The sequence below is a fragment of the Micromonospora sp. WMMD734 genome (genome assembly GCF_049178975.1).
Classification (GTDB): domain Bacteria; phylum Actinomycetota; class Actinomycetes; order Mycobacteriales; family Micromonosporaceae; genus Micromonospora; species Micromonospora wenchangensis.
This window is the reverse complement of the sequence record NZ_JBMHMK010000001.1, coordinates 6,733,522-6,748,873: the sequence shown is the minus strand read 5'-3', so window position 1 is coordinate 6,748,873 and position 15,352 is coordinate 6,733,522. Positions and strand designations below refer to the sequence as shown.

Sequence of the window (15,352 nt, the reverse complement as noted above, 5' to 3'; positions counted from 1 at the left end):
CCTCCTACCGGGACGACTTCGGGTCGAGCGCGTCGCGCAGCGCGTCGCCGAAGAGGTTGAAGGCGAACACGAGCGCGAAGATCGTGATGCCGGGGAAGAAGACGTACGCCGGGTCGGTCTGGAGGTAGTCCAGGCTGCGGTAGATCATCCGGCCGAAGCTCGGGGTGGCGTCGGTCAGCCCGACCCCGATGAACGACAGCGCCGCCTCACTGGTGATGTACGCCGGCACCGCCAGCGAGAAGGACACCAGGATCGGCGCCCAGAGGTTGGGCAGCAGTTGTCGGAACAGCATGTGTCCCAGCCCCGCGCCGCTGGCCCGCGCCGCCTCCACGAACTCCCGTTCGCGCAGCGCGATCACCTGCCCCCGGACCAGCCGGGCGGTGCTCGTCCAGCCGAACAGCGCGAAGATGGCGATCAGCACGCCGATCTGGAACGCGGCAGGCACCTCCTCGCGCTGGCCGTAGAAGCGCAGCGCGACGGTGGGCGTCAGCGCCAGCGCGATGATCAGGAACGGCATCGCCAGGGTCAGGTCGGTGACCCAGTTGACCACCGCGTCCAGCCAGCCGCCCAGGTAGCCGGCCAGGGTGCCGAGCACGACCCCGATCGCCGCCGTGGTCACCGCCGCCGCGAACGCGATGAACAGCGAGGTACGCAGCCCGTGCACCATCCGGACGAAGATGTCCCGGCCCAGCCCCGGCTCAAGCCCGAACCAGTGTTCCCCGGTCACCCCGCCGGCGTAGCCGAGCGGCATCCCGAACCCGTCCAGCCGGGACTGGAACTGCTCCCGGGGGCCGATCCCGTACGCCCATTCGATCAGCGGCACGGCGAGCGCCACCAGCACGAAAAAGACCAGCATCCCGCCGCTGACCAGGCCGGTCCGGTCGCGTCGCAGCCGGGCCCAGGCGAGTTGGCCGGGCGAGCGCCCGACGAACCCGGAGCCGGGCCGGTCGCCACCCGTTGCGGCCTCGGCCTCGGCCAGCGTCGCCGGATCGACCGGGGACACACTCATCTCGGCACCTCCTCGGCGTTCCCGTCCGCCCGGCCCGCGCCCGGGGTGGCCGGGCCCGTCCCGCCAGCCGTGCCCGCCCGTGCGTCGCCGGGACCGGACGGGGTCGGTCCGGTCTCCGGGAAGTGGCAGGCGGTGGCGTGTCGGCCCCCGGCGTCGACCACCAGCACCGGCTCCTCGCGGGCGCAGACGTCGCGCGCCCGGGGGCACCGGGTGCGGAACCGGCAGCCCGACGGCGGGTCCAGCGGCGTGGGCACGTCCCCGGTCAGTCTGATCCGCCCCACCGCACCCGTGGCGGTCACGTCCGGAACCGCCGACAGCAGTGCCCGGGTGTACGGGTGCCGGGGCCGCCGGTAGATGTCGTCCCGGTCGCCGATCTCGACGATCCGGCCCAGGTACATCACCGCGACCCGTTGGCAGAAGTGCCGCACCACGGCCAGGTCGTGTGCGATGAACACGAACGCCAGGTCGAGGTCGCGTTGCAGGTCGCGCAGCAGGTTCACCACCTGTGCCTGGATCGAGACGTCGAGCGCGGAGACCGGTTCGTCGGCGACGATCAGCCGGGGTCGCAGGGCCAGCGCGCGGGCGATCCCGATCCGCTGCCGCTGCCCGCCGGAGAACTCGTGCGGGTAGCGGTTGTAGTGCTCCGGGTTCAGCCCGACCAGTTCCAGCAGTTCGCGGACCCGCGCCTTCACCCCGCCGGGCGGGTCGATCCGGTTGACCTGCAACGGCATCGCCACGATCCGTCCGACGGTGTGCCGGGGGTTCAGCGAGGCGTACGGGTCCTGGAAGATGATCTGGAGGTCCTGCCGCAGTGGACGCAGCGCACGCCGACGGGCGTGGGTGATGTCCCGGCCGGCGAACTCGATCGTCCCGGCGGTCGGCTCCAGCAGCCGGACCAGCATCCGGCCGGTGGTGCTCTTGCCACAGCCGGACTCCCCCACCAGGCCCAGCGTCTCGCCGGGTCGCACGTCGAAGTCCAGCCCGTCCACCGCCCGCACCAGCCCCCGGGACCGCAGGCCGGTGCGGACCGGGAAGTGCTTGGTCAACCCCCGTACCCGCAACAACGGCTCACCGGCGCTCACCGGCCCGCCCTCCGCTCGCGACCGCGGCACGTCCGTCGTGCTCACCGGGACACCCCCGCCCCGGGAACGGCCTGGTGGGAGAGGGCCGCGCGGTCGCCGGCGGGAAGGTGGCAGGCGACCAGGTGGCCGGCCGCGCCCGCCGGGCCGAGCGCCGGCACCACCGTACGGGAGCGGTCACCTGCGTACCGGCAGCGCGGGTGGAACGCGCAGCCGGGCGGCGGGTCGATCAGCGAGGGCGGGTTGCCGGGGATGGGCACCAGGTCCGCGTCCGGGTCGCCGTGCAGCGACGGCACGCTGGAGAGCAGCCCCCAGGTGTACGGGTGCTGCGGCCGGCGGAGCACCTGCGGCATGCTGCCCTGCTCGACCACCCGCCCGGCGTACATGACCAGCACGTCGTCGGCGACCTGGGCGACCACCCCCAGATCGTGGGTGATCAGCACGATCGCGGTGCGGAACTCGGCCTGGAGGTCGGCGAGCAGGTCGAGGATCTGGGCCTGCACCGTCACGTCCAGCGCGGTGGTCGGCTCGTCGGCGATGACCAGGGCCGGGTCGTTGACCAGCGCCATCGCGATCATCGCCCGCTGCCGCATGCCGCCGGAGAACTCGTGCGGGTACTGGTCGTAGCGGCGGGCCGGCTGCGGGATGCCCACCCGGTCGAGCATGTCCACGGCACGGGTCCGTGCCGCCCGCCGCCCCGTCCGGGGGTGGTGTACCCGGTACGCCTCGGCGATCTGTCGCCCCACGCTGTAGTAGGGGTGCAGTGCGGAGAGCGGATCCTGGAAGATCATCGCCACGTCCCGGCCGCGCAGCCGGCGTACCCGGTCCTCGGCCAGGCCGACGAGTTGCCGCCCGCCGACGCTGATCGTGCCGGTGACGGTGCCGCGTCGGGGGTCGTGCAGGCCGAGCACGGCCAGCGCGGTGGCGCTCTTGCCGGAGCCCGACTCGCCGACGATGCCGAGCGTCCGACCGCGCGGCACGGCGAAGGACACCCCGTCCACCGCACGTACCACGCCGTCGGCCGTGTCGAACCGCACCCGCAGGTCGTCCACCCGCAGGTACGGGTCGTCGCCTGCCTTCGGACTGTCCACGACCGCCTCCCCCGGGGTTGTAGGGAACCTACAACAAAGAGCCGAGGCTGAAAATAAGCTACGGAGCGGGAGCTGTCACCGGACCACAGCGTAGTCGCCGCACGGTGTCGTCGCCGTCCGGTCGCAGCCGGGGTGCGACCATGGGCGAGGTGCCCGGTGGAGGATGCCCGGCGACACGAGGTGGAGGTGACCGACCATGACCGCAGCGGTGTTCGGCCACGACGGACCGTGGACCGAAGAGGAGTACCTCTCCCTCGGCAAGACGTCCCAACGCGTCGAACTCTTCGACGGGAGCCTCCACGTGACCCCAGCCCCAACCCCCCGCCACCAGAACATCTCGGGAGAACTCCGGGCCGCGCTACGGCAGCCGGCCCGCAGTGCGCACCTGCGGGTCCTGGAGGCGGTCAACGTCCGCCTCAAGCCGGGTCGGATCACCATTCCCGATCTCGTCGTCACCGGCGAGATCGACTTCGACGAGGTCTACGTCGAGGCGCACGACGTCCACCTGGTGTGCGAGATCATCTCGCCCGGCAACGCGGCGACCGACAAGGTCCTCAAGATGCACTATTACGCCACCGCCGGGATCGAGTGGTACCTGCTGGTCGAGCAGCAGAACGGCAACCTGCACCTCTACCGCCGACACGGCCGGCACTACCTGGAGCACGCGGTCGCCAAGGTCGGGGAGACGCTCGACCTCACGGAGCCGGTGCGGGCCACGATCCGGCCCGAGGATCTGCTGCCCTGACGGATGTCGGTGGACTGGCCTAGGGTCGGTCCATGACCGAGTTCGATGCGGCGTCCGCAGCCGTCCAGGCCGCTCTCGACGCGGGCGCCCGGTACGCCGACGCCCGGGTGATGCACCTGCGCTACGAGTCGATGTCCGCGCGCAACGGCGACATCGAGGAGCTGACCCAGGACGAGAGCCTCGGCCTGGGGGTGCGTGCGCTGGTCGGGTCGGGGTGGGGCTTCCACGCCGTACCCGAGCTGTCCGACGCGGCGGCCCGCGCAGCCGGCCGGCGGGCCACCCAGGTCGCCGCCGCGAGCGCCCGGGTGCCCGGCCCACCGATCACGCTGACCCCGGCCGAGCCGGTGGTGGCGAGCTGGGCCTCCGACTGCGCGGTCGACCCGCTCGGCGTGCCGTTGTCCGACAAGGGCGACCTGCTGGTCCGGGCCACCGAGGCGGCCCGTGGGCAGGGGGCCGACCTGGCCCAGGGGCTCTACCAGGTCTGGGACACCCGCAAGTGGTTCGTCTCCAGCGAGGGGCACCGCATCGACCAGCACATCCGCGAGTGCGGCGGCGGCATCTCGGCCACCTCGATCGGCGAGCACGAGACCCAGCGCCGCTCCTGGCCGAGCTACCGGGGCCAGTACGGCACCACCGGGTGGGAGCTGGTCGAGTCGCTCGACCTCACCGGGCACGCCGCCCGGATCGCCGACGAGTCCCGGGCGCTGCTCACCGCGCCGGAGTGCCCGGCCGGCGAGACCGACCTGATCCTGGGCGACGAGCAGCTCGCGTTGCAGATCCACGAGTCGGTCGGGCACGCCATCGAGCTGGACCGCATCCTCGGCTGGGAGGCCGCCTTCGCCGGCACCTCCTGGCTCGACCTGGCCCAGCTCGGGTCGCTGCGCTACGGCTCCGAGCTGATGAACGTCACCATCGACCCGACGATCCCCGGCGCGCTGGGCAGCTTCGGCTTCGACGACGAGGGCTCCCCGGCGGTGAAGCGCGACGCGGTCCGCGAGGGCCGCTGGGTCGGGGTGCTCGCCGGCCGGGACTCGGCCGCCGTCGCCGGCCTCGGTCACGGCGGCAGCGTACGCGCCGACGGCTGGGCCCGGCTGCCGATGGTGCGGATGACCAACGTGGGCCTGGAACCCGGCCCGCACACCCTCGACGAGATCATCGCGGCCACCGACGACGGGGTGCTGATGGACGTCAACCGGTCCTGGTCGATCGACGACCGACGACTGAACTTCCAGTTCGGCTGCGAGATCGCCTGGGAGGTGCGCAACGGCCGGCGCGGCCGGATGCTGCGCAACCCCACCTACACCGGCATCGGCCCACTGTTCTGGCAGTCGATGGACATGCTCTCCTCCGAGATCGTCCCGTGGGGCACCCCGAACTGCGGCAAGGGCCAGCCGGGCCAGATCGGGCACACCGGGCATCCGGCGGCGCCGGCCCGGTTCCGGGGCGTCCGGGTGGGGGTGCGGGCATGACCGGCCTGCGCGACACCGGGGCGACCGAGCTGGACGTCGCCGCCCGGGTGGTGGAGCTGGTCCACGAGATCGCCGGTCCGACCGCCGAGGCCGAGGTCACCGTCGTCCGGCACGATCTGGCGTTGACCCGGTTCGCCAACTCGTTCATCCACCAGAACGTCGCCGAGTCGCAGGTGACGGTGCGGCTGCGGGTGCACGTCGACGGTCGGACGGCCGCCGGGGGCGGCAGCCTGATCGGCCCCGACGGGCTGCGGGCCCTGGTCGGGCGGACCCTCGCCGCCGCCCGGCTCTGCCCGCCCGATCCGGCCTGGCCGGGGCTGACCCCGCCGTCGGCGGTGCACTCCAACGGCCTGCTCGACGAGGCCACCGCCTATGCCGAGCCGGCGGCCCGCGCCGACCGGGTGCGCGCCTTCGTCGACGCGGTGGGCGGGCTGGAGGCGGCCGGGTACTGCCGGACCGCGTACCGGTCGGGGGCGTTCGCCAACTCGGCCGGCCAGTCGGCGCAGGGGCGCACCACCGAGGCGGCGATGGACGGCATCGCCCGGGTGGACGGCGCGGACGGGGTGGCCCGGCTCTGCGCCGGTCGCCTCGACGAGCTGGACGGCGCGTCCCTGGGGGCGCGGGCGGCGGCGAAGGCACGGGCCGCCGCCGACCCGGTCGAGCTGCCCCCGGGCCGGTACGAGGTGGTCCTCGAACCGGCCGCCGTGGCCGACCTGCTACAGAATCTCGCCTGGTACGGCTTCAACGGCAAGCGGCACGTCGAAGGCCAGTCGTTCGCCCGGCCCGGCGTCGCCCAGTTCGATCCGGCGGTGACCCTGGTCGACGACCCGACGTACGGCGGGGCGATGCCGTTCGACCTGGAGGGCACCCCGCGTACGGCGTTGACCCTGGTCGAGGCGGGCACCACCCGCGCGGTGGCCCACGACCGGCGCAGCGCCGCCGGGGCGGGCACGTCGTCGACAGGGCACGGGACGCCGGGCGGCGCCACCTTCGGCCCGATCCCCCGCAATCTCCTGATGCCCGGGTCGGCCGGCGATCCGGTGGACCCGGCGGTCGGCGGCCACCCGGCCGGCGGCCCGGTCGTGGGGGCGGTGGCGGACGCGGACACCGCCGCACTGGTCGCGCCGATGGCCCGAGGGCTGCTGGTCAGCGACTTCTGGTACACCCGGGTGCTCGATCCGTTGAGCCTGGTGGTCACCGGGTTGACCCGCAACGGGGTGTGGCTGGTCGAGGACGGCGTGCCGGTGCGGGCGGTGCGGAACCTCCGGTTCACCGAGGCGTACCCCCGGGCGTTGGGGCCGGGGGCGGTGCTCGGTCTCGGCCGGCGGCCGGTCCGCCAGCCGGACCGGTTCGACGGCGGCTGGTGGGAGGGGCCGGCACTGCGGCTGGCCTCGTGGAACTTCACCGGCGGCGCGTCGGGCTGACGGTGCCGCAGCGCCCGCGCAGCCGACTAACGCCGACTACACATTGATCATGGTTCGGGTCTTTCCAAGGTGCGGGACACACGGGACACTGCGTTGCGCGGCCCGAACGTGATGATCGGCGTAACGTGTGTCACTTAGCTGCGCCGATGTTTCGGCGTGGTCGCCTGCTTGCGCACGACGCGGCAGTGGACACGGTCCGGCCGGTCCACTGGCCGGCACGGAACGTGAACCGCCGCCCGCGAGGGCCCGTCCCGTCAGGAAGACGACTCGAATGACATCAACGGCAACGAAGCCGCGGGGTGCGCGGGCGCGCGCCGCCATCGCGGCGAAGACGTTGCGGACCGACCGCTGGTGGTTCGCCCCCCTGATCACCGTCGTCGGGCTCAGCGCCTGGGTGGCGTACGCGACCGTCCGGGTGTTCATGCACAAGTGGTACTGGGTGGACCAGTACCACTACCTGACGCCGTTCTACTCCCCCTGTGTGACCGACAGGTGCGTCGAGGGCTCCTCGCACTTCGGCACTCTCCTGCCCGGCTGGTGGATCATCCCGGACGCGGCGCTGACCCTGCCGTTCCTGCTGCTGTTCCGGTTGACCTGCTACTACTACCGCAAGGCGTACTACAGGTCGTTCTGGCTGTCGCCGCCGGCCTGCGCGGTTCCCGACGGGCACAAGTCCTACTCCGGGGAGACCCGGTTCCCGCTGCTCGGGCAGAACCTGCACCGCTACTTCTTCTACGCCGCCGCGATCATCTCGCTGATCAACACCTGGGACGCGGTGCTGGCCTTCCACTCGCCGGAGGGCTTCGGCTTCGGGCTGGGCAACATCGTCCTGCTGGTCAACGTGGTGATGCTCTGGGCGTACACGATCTCCTGCCACTCCTGCCGGCACATCATCGGCGGGCGGCTCAAGCACTTCTCCGCGCACCCGGTGCGGTACCGGGCCTGGACGTTCGTGTCCAAGCTGAACACCCGGCACATGCAGCTCGCCTGGATCACCCTCGGCACGCTGGCCTTCACCGACTTCTACGTGATGGCCATCGCCGCCGGCTGGTTCACCGACCTGCGGTTCATCAACTAGAGGGCGCGGCGACATGACCACTACCACTCGCATCGAACGACACCACTACGACGTCGTCGTGATCGGGGCCGGCGGCGCCGGCCTGCGCGCGGCGATCGAGGCCCGGCTCGCCGGCAAGAAGACCGCGATCATCTCCAAGTCACTGTTCGGCAAGGCGCACACCGTGATGGCCGAGGGCGGCGCGGCGGCCGCGATGGGGAACGTGAACAGCCGGGACAACTGGCAGGTGCACTTCCGTGACACCATGCGCGGCGGCAAGTTCCTCAACAACTTCCGGATGGCCGAGCTGCACGCGAAGGAGTCGCCGCAGCGGATCTGGGAGCTGGAGACGTACGGGGCGCTCTTCGACCGGACGAAGGACGGCAAGATCTCCCAGCGCAACTTCGGCGGGCACGAGTACCCCCGGCTGGCGCACGTCGGTGACCGCACCGGCCTGGAGCTGATCCGCACCCTCCAGCAGAAGATCGTCTCCCTCCAGCAGGAGGACAAGCGCGACCTCGGCGACTACGAGGCCCGGATCCGGGTGTTCTCCGAGACGACCATCACCGAACTGCTGCTCGACGGGGACCGGGTGGCCGGGGCGTTCGGCTACTACCGGGAATCCGGCGAGTTCATCCTGTTCGAAGCACCGGCGGTGGTGCTGGCCACCGGCGGGGTCGGCCGGTCCTACAAGGTCACCTCGAACTCCTGGGAGTACACCGGGGACGGGCACGCGCTGGCGCTGCGCGCCGGGGCCACGCTGATCAACATGGAGTTCCTCCAGTTCCACCCGACCGGCATGGTCTGGCCGCCCTCGGTGAAGGGCATCCTGGTCACCGAGTCGGTCCGGGGCGACGGCGGCGTGCTGAAGAACTCCGAGGGCAAGCGGTTCATGTTCGACTACGTCCCCGACGTCTTCCGCAAGCAGTACGCGGAGACCGAGGAGGAGGCCGACCGCTGGTACACCGACCCGGACAACAACCGGCGTCCGCCGGAGCTGCTCCCCCGCGACGAGGTCGCCCGCGCGATCAACAGCGAGGTCAAGGCCGGTCGGGGTACGCCGGCCGGCGGCGTCTACCTGGACATCGCCTCCCGGCGTTCGGCCGACGAGATCCGCCGTCGACTGCCGTCGATGTATCACCAGTTCAAGGAGCTGGCCGACGTCGACATCACGGCCGAGCCGATGGAGGTCGGGCCGACCTGCCACTACGTGATGGGCGGCGTCGAGGTGGACCCGGACTCCGGGGCCGCGTTCGGCACCGTGCAGGGGCTGTTCGCCGCCGGTGAGGTCTCCGGCGGCATGCACGGCTCCAACCGGCTGGGCGGCAACTCCCTGTCCGACCTGCTGGTCTTCGGCAAGCGGGCGGGCGGGCACGCGGCGTCGTACACCGATCAGCTGGCCTCGCGCCCGAAGGTGCCGGTGGCCGCGGTGGAGACCGCCGTGGAGACGGCGCTGGCGCCGTTGCAGCGGGACACCGGGGAGAGCCCGTACACCCTCCAGCAGGATCTCCAGGCGGTGATGGGGGATCTGGTCGGCATCATCCGCCGGGAGGGCGAGCTGGTCGACGCGCTGCGCCGGCTGACCGAGCTGCGGGAGCGGGTGGCGAAGGTGAGCGCGGCCGGCGGCCGGCGTTACAACCCGGGCTGGCACCTGGCGCTGGACCTGCGCAACATGCTGGTCGTCTCGGAGTGCACCGCGAAGGCGGCGCTGGAGCGGCAGGAGTCGCGCGGCGGGCACACCCGGGAGGACTTCCCGACCATGGACCCCCGCTGGCGGCGGATCAACCTGGTCTGCACGCTCGACGGTGACACCGTCCGGCTGGAGCACAAGCCGCTGCCGAAGATGCGGGCCGAGCTGATCGGCCTCTTCGACCGTACCGAGCTGGCCAAGTACCTGACCGACGAGGAGCTGGCCGACGTCGACGCCGTCGGCGAGGAGGCGAACTGATGGGAAGCAAGAGGGAGTTCCGCATCTGGCGGGGCGACGAGACCGGCGGTGACCTCCAGGACTACTCGGTCGAGGTGAACGAGGGCGAGGTCGTCCTCGACGTCATCCACCGGCTCCAGGCCACCGACGCGCCGGATCTGGCCTGCCGGTGGAACTGCAAGGCCGGCAAGTGCGGCTCCTGCTCGATGGAGATCAACGGCAAGCCCCGGCTGAGCTGCATGACCCGGATGTCGACGTTCGAGGAGTCCGAGACCGTCACGGTCACCCCGTTGCGCACCTTCCCGGTGATCCGGGACCTGGTCACGGACGTCTCGTTCAACTACGAGAAGGCGCGCGAGACGCCGGCCTTCGCCCCGCCGGCCGACCTGGCGCCTGGTGAGTACCGGATGCAGCAGGTCGACGTGGAACGCTCGCAGGAGTTCCGCAAGTGCATCGAGTGCTTCCTGTGCCAGAACGTGTGCCACGTGATCCGCGACCACGAGGAGAACAAGCCGGCCTTCTCCGGCCCCCGGTTCTTCATCCGGGCCGCCGAGCTGGACATGCACCCGCTGGACGCGAAGACCGACCGCAAGCAGTACGCGCAGCAGGAGCAGGGGCTCGGCTTCTGCAACATCACCAAGTGCTGCACCGAGGTCTGCCCCGAGCACATCAAGATCACCGACAACGGGATCATCCCCATGAAGGAACGGGTCGTCGACCGCAGGTACGATCCCCTGGTATGGCTCGGTAGCAAGATCTTCCGTCGGGGCGAGACGCCCCAGAGCACCGCGAACAGCGCGGGAAAGGGGTCCGTGGTGCACAGCGGCGCACGGCAGGCTGGAGTCCACTCGCACGCCGGCGGCTCCGGCGACCCGGCCGCGGAGGCCCAGGCCCAGCAGGGCGTGAACTGGCACCGCGAGGTCCCGCACCCGACCATGCCGGCGGTCGACGACCGGGGCAAGCTCCCGCTGACGGAGTTGACCTTCGACCGGGCGGCGGCTCCGTCGCCGTTCGGTGACGACGTCACCTTCCCGCTGCCGCCGGAGCACCTGAACTTCGCCCACCCGAGCCAGGACGACAAGCACTGAACGGGCACGAGACCGGCACGACAGGCACCGGGCCGGCCTGACGGCACCACCGGGCCGGGCGAACGGCACGGGTCGGGACGGCCGGCATCGCTGCGGCGCGACATCCGCCGCAACGGGCACGACGAGGTCGACGGGGGTCGACGGCACACGCCGTCGGCCCCCGTCGCCGTGTCGGCCGGGCACCCGCCGCCGTCAGCCGGCGGCCAACAGCGGGCGGAGGGCGGCGACGATGGGCACGTCGGCGGGGAGCCAGGTGACGCTGTGCAGTTCGTCGGCGGTCAGCCAGCGCAGCGCGGAGTGTTCCAGTGCGCGCGGCTGGTCGCCGTGCAGCAGGCGTGCCGCGTACACCTTCAGCACCGACCGGCCGTGGGCCATCCGGACGTCCCGGCCGATCCGGTCGCCGACCTCCACCCGGACGGCCAGCTCCTCGGCGCACTCGCGGACCAGCGCCGCCGTCTCGCTCTCGCCCGGCTCGACCTTGCCACCGGGGAACTCGAACATGCCGGCGACCTCGGGGGGCGCGTTACGCGCACAGGCGAGCACCCGCCCGGCGGAGATGATCGCCGCTCCCACGACCACCCTCGGCTCGCGCCGGTCGGTCGGTCCGTTACCGCTACTCCGTTCGGTCTGCACGGGCGTCCAGCGTGCCAGATCAATCGTCGGTTTGGGTACCGTGGCCGACCGGTAGGCCAATAAGAGACGGAAGTGTGGGCGTGGACACACCGCCATCAGGTCGACAGACTAATAGCACCACGAGGACACGGGACGGCGACGATTTGGCCACAAGCCGGCAACGGCGCCTGGGAGGTGCGGTGATGCGCGCGCTGTTCACCAGTCGAAGCAAGCACGACTATCTCAGTGACGCCCTCACGCTCCTGCACGGGTGGACCCGCGACGGTGAGCAGATCCGCCGCACCCTGGTCATGGACGACAGCCAGCACGCCGCGCTCACCGAACGGGTCAAGGTCGTCGCGGACGCGCTGCGGCTGCGACCGGACATCAGCCGGCGGGACACCGAGACCCGCATCCGGGTCGGGCACGGCGACGGGGAGCCGCTCACCGAGGGTGAGGTGCTGCTCGCCGCCCGGATCGAGGACGCGTACCGCGCGGTGACGGCGGACTGACCAGCCGGCCGCGGCGGTCGCGGGTGACCGGCGGTTCCCGTCATCGTCGACCCCCGTCGTCGCCAGCCGCACCCTCCCCGCCAGCTTAGAGCCGTCCGGGGCCCGCCCCCTCGGCGGAACGTCCGCCCCGTCCGCGCCGAGTGGTCGGAACACCACCCTCGGTCAGCTCAGCGCATCGGCTCGCCCTGCGCCGTCGGCAACCCCAGCGCCTGGCGTACGGCCAGCTCGGTGGCCGGGTCCGGATGCTGCCCGGCCTGCGCGACCACCTGGAGCAGCCGGCCCCGGTCGGGTTCGCCGTCGGCGTCCCGCCAGGCCGGCTCGTCCTGCTCCATCTCGGTGAGCAGCCGCTCCATCGCCGGGCGGACCGCCTCCGGCCAGGTCTCGCGGCGCAGCCGGAACCACATGTCGGTGTGGATGGTCTCGGCCCGACGCACCGCGTCCCGTAGCCCGGCCGGGGTGCTGGTCGGCGCACTGGCCACCAGGGCGGCCCGCGCCTCGGTCCAGTCCCGGCTGGCCAGCAGGTAGCCGAGCTGCGCCGGGTCCAGCACCGTGGTGTCCATCCGCAGCGACCGGGACAGCCCCGCCGGGGAGGTCAGGTAGCAGGTGATGGTGGGGTCGGTGGACCAGTCGACCCGGGTCGGCAGGAACCAGCTCAGCCGCACCTCGGTCGGCAGTCCCAGCGGGTCCACCACGTAGCTGCGCTGCCGCTGCCGGCAGAGCGTCTCGGCCCGCTGGGAGAGCGCCGCCGCACCCGGGTACCGCTCGTCGGCGGAGCGCTCGTAGGCGGGGAAGTCGTCGACGTACTCGGCGTGGTGCGGGGTGTCACAGGCCACCCGGGTGACCTTCTCGGGGGCGGTCCGGCTGGCGGTGGCACCGGAGGACACCCGGAAACAGTCCCCCACCCGCAGCCCGCGCAGCCCCGGGTCGGGGTCGGAACCGGTCATCGTGACGCCCAGCGCCACCAGACCGGCCAGCACCCAGCCGCCGAGCAGCACCAGGCCGGCGATCACCAGCCCCCGACCCCGCTCGCCGTCCCGCCTGATCCGGCGTAGCGCGAACCCGGCGGTGACCGGTGCCAGCACCCCGCCGAGCAGGCCGAGCAGCAGCGTCACCACGGCCAGCCGGTTCAGCCGGCCGCGGACTGCGGGGCGCTGCGGCCACGGCTCCCAGTCGGGCACGGCATGCGACGCCGGGCCCGCCTCGGCGTCCCCGGTACCGCCCGGGGCCGTGTCGGCACCGCCGTTGGCCGCGTCGGCACCGGGGGCCGGGGGCGGGGTCGCCGCAGCGGCCGGGCTCGCGTCCGCACCGCCGTCGGGCGCGTCGGCACCGCCGGGAGCCGGAGGCGTCGCGTCGGGCGGGGCCGCGTCGGCGGTGCCGGCCGCGGTCGTCGGCGGCACCGGCCGCGACTCGTCGGCGGGCTGCGTCTCGGAACGTTCGCTGGTCACACCGCTTCCCTCCCCCGTCGCCCCGCGTCCGGCCAGGCATGGGGAGACTAGTCGACCGGGCGGACGGGCAGGCAACGGCCGACGCTGGCGCCCACTTCCTACCGTGGAACCCATGGCAAATGTGACGTACGACCGCAAGGAGCAGTTCCAGCAGATCCGCAGTGGACTGCTCGACGGGGAACAGATCATCGCCGTCTACGACGCCATCGGCACCGGCACCGGGTTCATCGGCCTGACCGACCGGCGGGTGATCATCCAGGACCGCTCGTTCGTGGGCAAGAAGTTCGCGATCACCAGCATCCCGTACTCGAAGATCACCAGCGTGAGCGTGGTGAGCAACAAGTCGTGGGGCGGGGAGTTCTTCTCCACCGGCGCGATCGCCGTACACGTCGGCACGCACACCTACGAGGTGGAGTTCCGGGGCGCGCAGAAGAGCCACCACGTGCACAACGTGATCCTGCACTACATCTCCTGACCTGCCCCCGCCCGCCGACACGCCGCCCCGTCCCGCCTCACCGCTGGCGGGTCGGGGGCGCCGGTGGCGATGAGGGAGTCGAGGATGTCCCGGGCCGCGGCGAGCCGCTGCATGGCCGCGGTGATCCGCGCCCGTTCCTCGGCGAGACCGTCGAGCAGTTCGGGGCAGGTGGGGGCGAGCACCGTGGTGTCGTCCGGCACACAGGGCAGGATCTCGGCGATCACGGCCGTCCCGAGCCCGGCCGAGAGGAGCAACTGGATCCGCCGCACGGTGGCCAGGGCCTGCTCGCCGTAGTCGCGGTAGCCGCTCGGCCGCCGTTCCGGCCGTAGCAGGCCCTGCTCCTCGTAGTAGCGCAGGGCCCGGGTGCTCACCCCGGCCCGCCGGGCCAGTTCACCGATCCGCATGCCGTACAGGAGAGCGCGGACTTGACCTTCACGTCAACGTGAACGTCTACCGTCGCCGGCATGAGCGATCGCAAACTCACGCACCACGACCCGGTGGCGGTGCTCGGTCTCGGCCCGATGGGGCAGGCCCTCGCCACCGCCCTGATCTCGGCCGGCATTCCGACCATCGTCTGGAACCGTACGCCGGAGCGGGCCGAACCCCTCGTCACGCGGGGCGCGGTGGCTGCGCCGACCGTCGCCGGGGCGGTCCGGGCCGCCGCCGTCGTGGTCACCTGCCTGCGGAGCCCGGCGGCGGTCGACTCGGTGCTCGCCGCGCACGACGACTGGGCCGGCCGGACCGTCATCGACGTCACCACCGGTCAACCGGACGAGGCGCGCAAGCTGGCGAAATGGGCCGAAGGCAACGGCGTCGACCTGGTGAAGGGCGCGATCCTGACCCCGACGCCGACGATCGGCACACCGGCCGCCGTGACGCTCTGGTGCGGCGACCGGCCCACCGTCGACGCGGTCATGCCCACCCTGACGGCCTTCGGCGGCACACCCGCCCACCTCGGCCCGGACCCGGGGGCGACGGCGGCGTACGAGATGGCGCTGTTCGATCTGTTCGGCACCGCGGTCACCGGCCTGCTGCACGCCTTCGCGCTGGCCTCGGCGGAGGGCATCGACCCCCGGTCGTTCGCCCGGTACGCCGCCGGGATCGCCCCGATGCTCGCGGAGCTGGTCGGCCGCTTCGCCGACGACATCGCCGCGGACCAGTTCCCCGGCGACCGGTCCACCGTCGCCTCGGTCGGCGCGAGCATCACCCACGTCATCGAGGCCACCGACGCCCACGGGATCGACTCCGGGATGCTGCGTGCCGCCCGGTCCGTCATCGAACGGACCATCGCCGCCGGTCACGGCGAGGACGGACTGGCCCGGCTGGCCCAGGTTCTCACCCCGGCCCGCTCCGTCTGACACCCGGCCGGCCCCGGTCCCTGGAATACTCGGGCCCATGCGGACGACTCTCCACAATGGT

Annotated in this window: 15 protein-coding genes; 9 read left to right on the top strand and 6 right to left on the bottom strand. The window is 72.3% G+C overall.

What is annotated here, in order from left to right; translation table 11 throughout:
• Window positions 1-4: 4 nt before the first annotated feature.
• The 3 genes from ACN267_RS29510 to ACN267_RS29500 are packed head-to-tail and all read right to left on the bottom strand — an operon-like array spanning window position 5 to window position 3,179.
• Window positions 5-1,009: an ABC transporter permease gene (locus ACN267_RS29510; protein WP_421490114.1), complete on the bottom strand. Its 1,005-nt coding sequence runs from the start codon at window positions 1,007-1,009 to the stop codon at window positions 5-7.
• Window positions 1,006-2,136 carry an ABC transporter ATP-binding protein gene (locus ACN267_RS29505; RefSeq protein ID WP_421490113.1) on the bottom strand — a complete coding sequence of 377 codons (1,131 nt, stop codon included), beginning with the start codon at window positions 2,134-2,136 and terminating at the stop codon, window positions 1,006-1,008. Before ACN267_RS29505 ends, ACN267_RS29510 begins: the two co-directional genes overlap by 4 nt.
• Entirely contained in the window at window positions 2,133-3,179 is a 1,047-nt protein-coding gene (locus ACN267_RS29500; RefSeq protein ID WP_204957819.1) for an ABC transporter ATP-binding protein, read from the bottom strand. The genes ACN267_RS29505 and ACN267_RS29500 overlap by 4 nt, the downstream gene beginning before the upstream one ends.
• Before the next feature lie 196 nt (window positions 3,180-3,375).
• Between ACN267_RS29500 and ACN267_RS29495 the strand changes: the two genes are divergently transcribed.
• The 6 genes from ACN267_RS29495 to ACN267_RS29470 all read left to right on the top strand — a co-directional run bounded on the left by ACN267_RS29495 (window position 3,376) and on the right by ACN267_RS29470 (window position 10,889).
• A complete protein-coding gene (locus tag ACN267_RS29495) occupies window positions 3,376-3,924 on the top strand; it encodes a Uma2 family endonuclease (protein ID WP_421490112.1) in 549 nt (182 codons plus the stop codon).
• A 32-nt stretch (window positions 3,925-3,956) separates the two neighbouring features.
• The gene (locus ACN267_RS29490; protein ID WP_204957817.1) at window positions 3,957-5,393 is read left to right on the top strand and encodes a TldD/PmbA family protein; all 1,437 of its coding nucleotides are present in this window, start codon (window positions 3,957-3,959) and stop codon (window positions 5,391-5,393) included.
• Window positions 5,390-6,817 carry a TldD/PmbA family protein gene (locus ACN267_RS29485; RefSeq protein WP_421490111.1) on the top strand — a complete coding sequence of 476 codons (1,428 nt, stop codon included), beginning with the start codon at window positions 5,390-5,392 and terminating at the stop codon, window positions 6,815-6,817. The genes ACN267_RS29490 and ACN267_RS29485 overlap by 4 nt, the downstream gene beginning before the upstream one ends.
• A 271-nt stretch (window positions 6,818-7,088) precedes the next feature.
• Window positions 7,089-7,895 (top strand): hypothetical protein, encoded by an 807-nt coding sequence (locus ACN267_RS29480; protein WP_204957815.1) that lies wholly within the window; start codon window positions 7,089-7,091, stop codon window positions 7,893-7,895.
• A gap of 13 nt (window positions 7,896-7,908) precedes the next feature.
• Entirely contained in the window at window positions 7,909-9,822 is a 1,914-nt protein-coding gene (locus tag ACN267_RS29475; protein ID WP_204957814.1) for a fumarate reductase/succinate dehydrogenase flavoprotein subunit, read from the top strand.
• Window positions 9,822-10,889, top strand: a complete 1,068-nt coding sequence (locus tag ACN267_RS29470) for a succinate dehydrogenase/fumarate reductase iron-sulfur subunit (RefSeq protein WP_204957813.1) — start codon at window positions 9,822-9,824, stop codon at window positions 10,887-10,889. Before ACN267_RS29475 ends, ACN267_RS29470 begins: the two co-directional genes overlap by 1 nt.
• 192 nt (window positions 10,890-11,081) lie before the next feature.
• Here the strand turns inward: ACN267_RS29470 and ACN267_RS29465 are convergent, their stop codons facing one another.
• The gene (locus ACN267_RS29465) at window positions 11,082-11,522 is read right to left on the bottom strand and encodes a (deoxy)nucleoside triphosphate pyrophosphohydrolase (RefSeq protein ID WP_421490110.1); all 441 of its coding nucleotides are present in this window, start codon (window positions 11,520-11,522) and stop codon (window positions 11,082-11,084) included.
• A 182-nt stretch (window positions 11,523-11,704) separates the two neighbouring features.
• Between ACN267_RS29465 and ACN267_RS29460 the strand changes: the two genes are divergently transcribed.
• Window positions 11,705-12,013: a 4a-hydroxytetrahydrobiopterin dehydratase gene (locus ACN267_RS29460; RefSeq protein ID WP_204957811.1), complete on the top strand. Its 309-nt coding sequence runs from the start codon at window positions 11,705-11,707 to the stop codon at window positions 12,011-12,013.
• Window positions 12,014-12,180: 167 nt separating this feature from the next.
• Here ACN267_RS29460 and ACN267_RS29455 read toward each other — a convergent pair whose 3' ends face one another.
• Window positions 12,181-13,458 carry a DUF4190 domain-containing protein gene (locus tag ACN267_RS29455; RefSeq protein WP_204957810.1) on the bottom strand — a complete coding sequence of 426 codons (1,278 nt, stop codon included), beginning with the start codon at window positions 13,456-13,458 and terminating at the stop codon, window positions 12,181-12,183.
• A gap of 112 nt (window positions 13,459-13,570) precedes the next feature.
• Here ACN267_RS29455 and ACN267_RS29450 point away from each other — a divergent pair, with 112 nt between their 5' ends.
• Window positions 13,571-13,933 (top strand): PH domain-containing protein, encoded by a 363-nt coding sequence (locus ACN267_RS29450; RefSeq protein WP_088647519.1) that lies wholly within the window; start codon window positions 13,571-13,573, stop codon window positions 13,931-13,933.
• Here the strand turns inward: ACN267_RS29450 and ACN267_RS29445 are convergent.
• The gene (locus ACN267_RS29445; RefSeq protein WP_204957809.1) at window positions 13,921-14,337 is read right to left on the bottom strand and encodes a MerR family transcriptional regulator; all 417 of its coding nucleotides are present in this window, start codon (window positions 14,335-14,337) and stop codon (window positions 13,921-13,923) included. The two genes, ACN267_RS29450 and ACN267_RS29445, sit on opposite strands and share 13 nt — an antisense overlap.
• A 60-nt stretch (window positions 14,338-14,397) precedes the next feature.
• Between ACN267_RS29445 and ACN267_RS29440 the strand changes: the two genes are divergently transcribed.
• Window positions 14,398-15,291 carry an NAD(P)-dependent oxidoreductase gene (locus ACN267_RS29440; RefSeq protein ID WP_204957808.1) on the top strand — a complete coding sequence of 298 codons (894 nt, stop codon included), beginning with the start codon at window positions 14,398-14,400 and terminating at the stop codon, window positions 15,289-15,291.
• Window positions 15,292-15,352 lie beyond the last annotated feature (61 nt).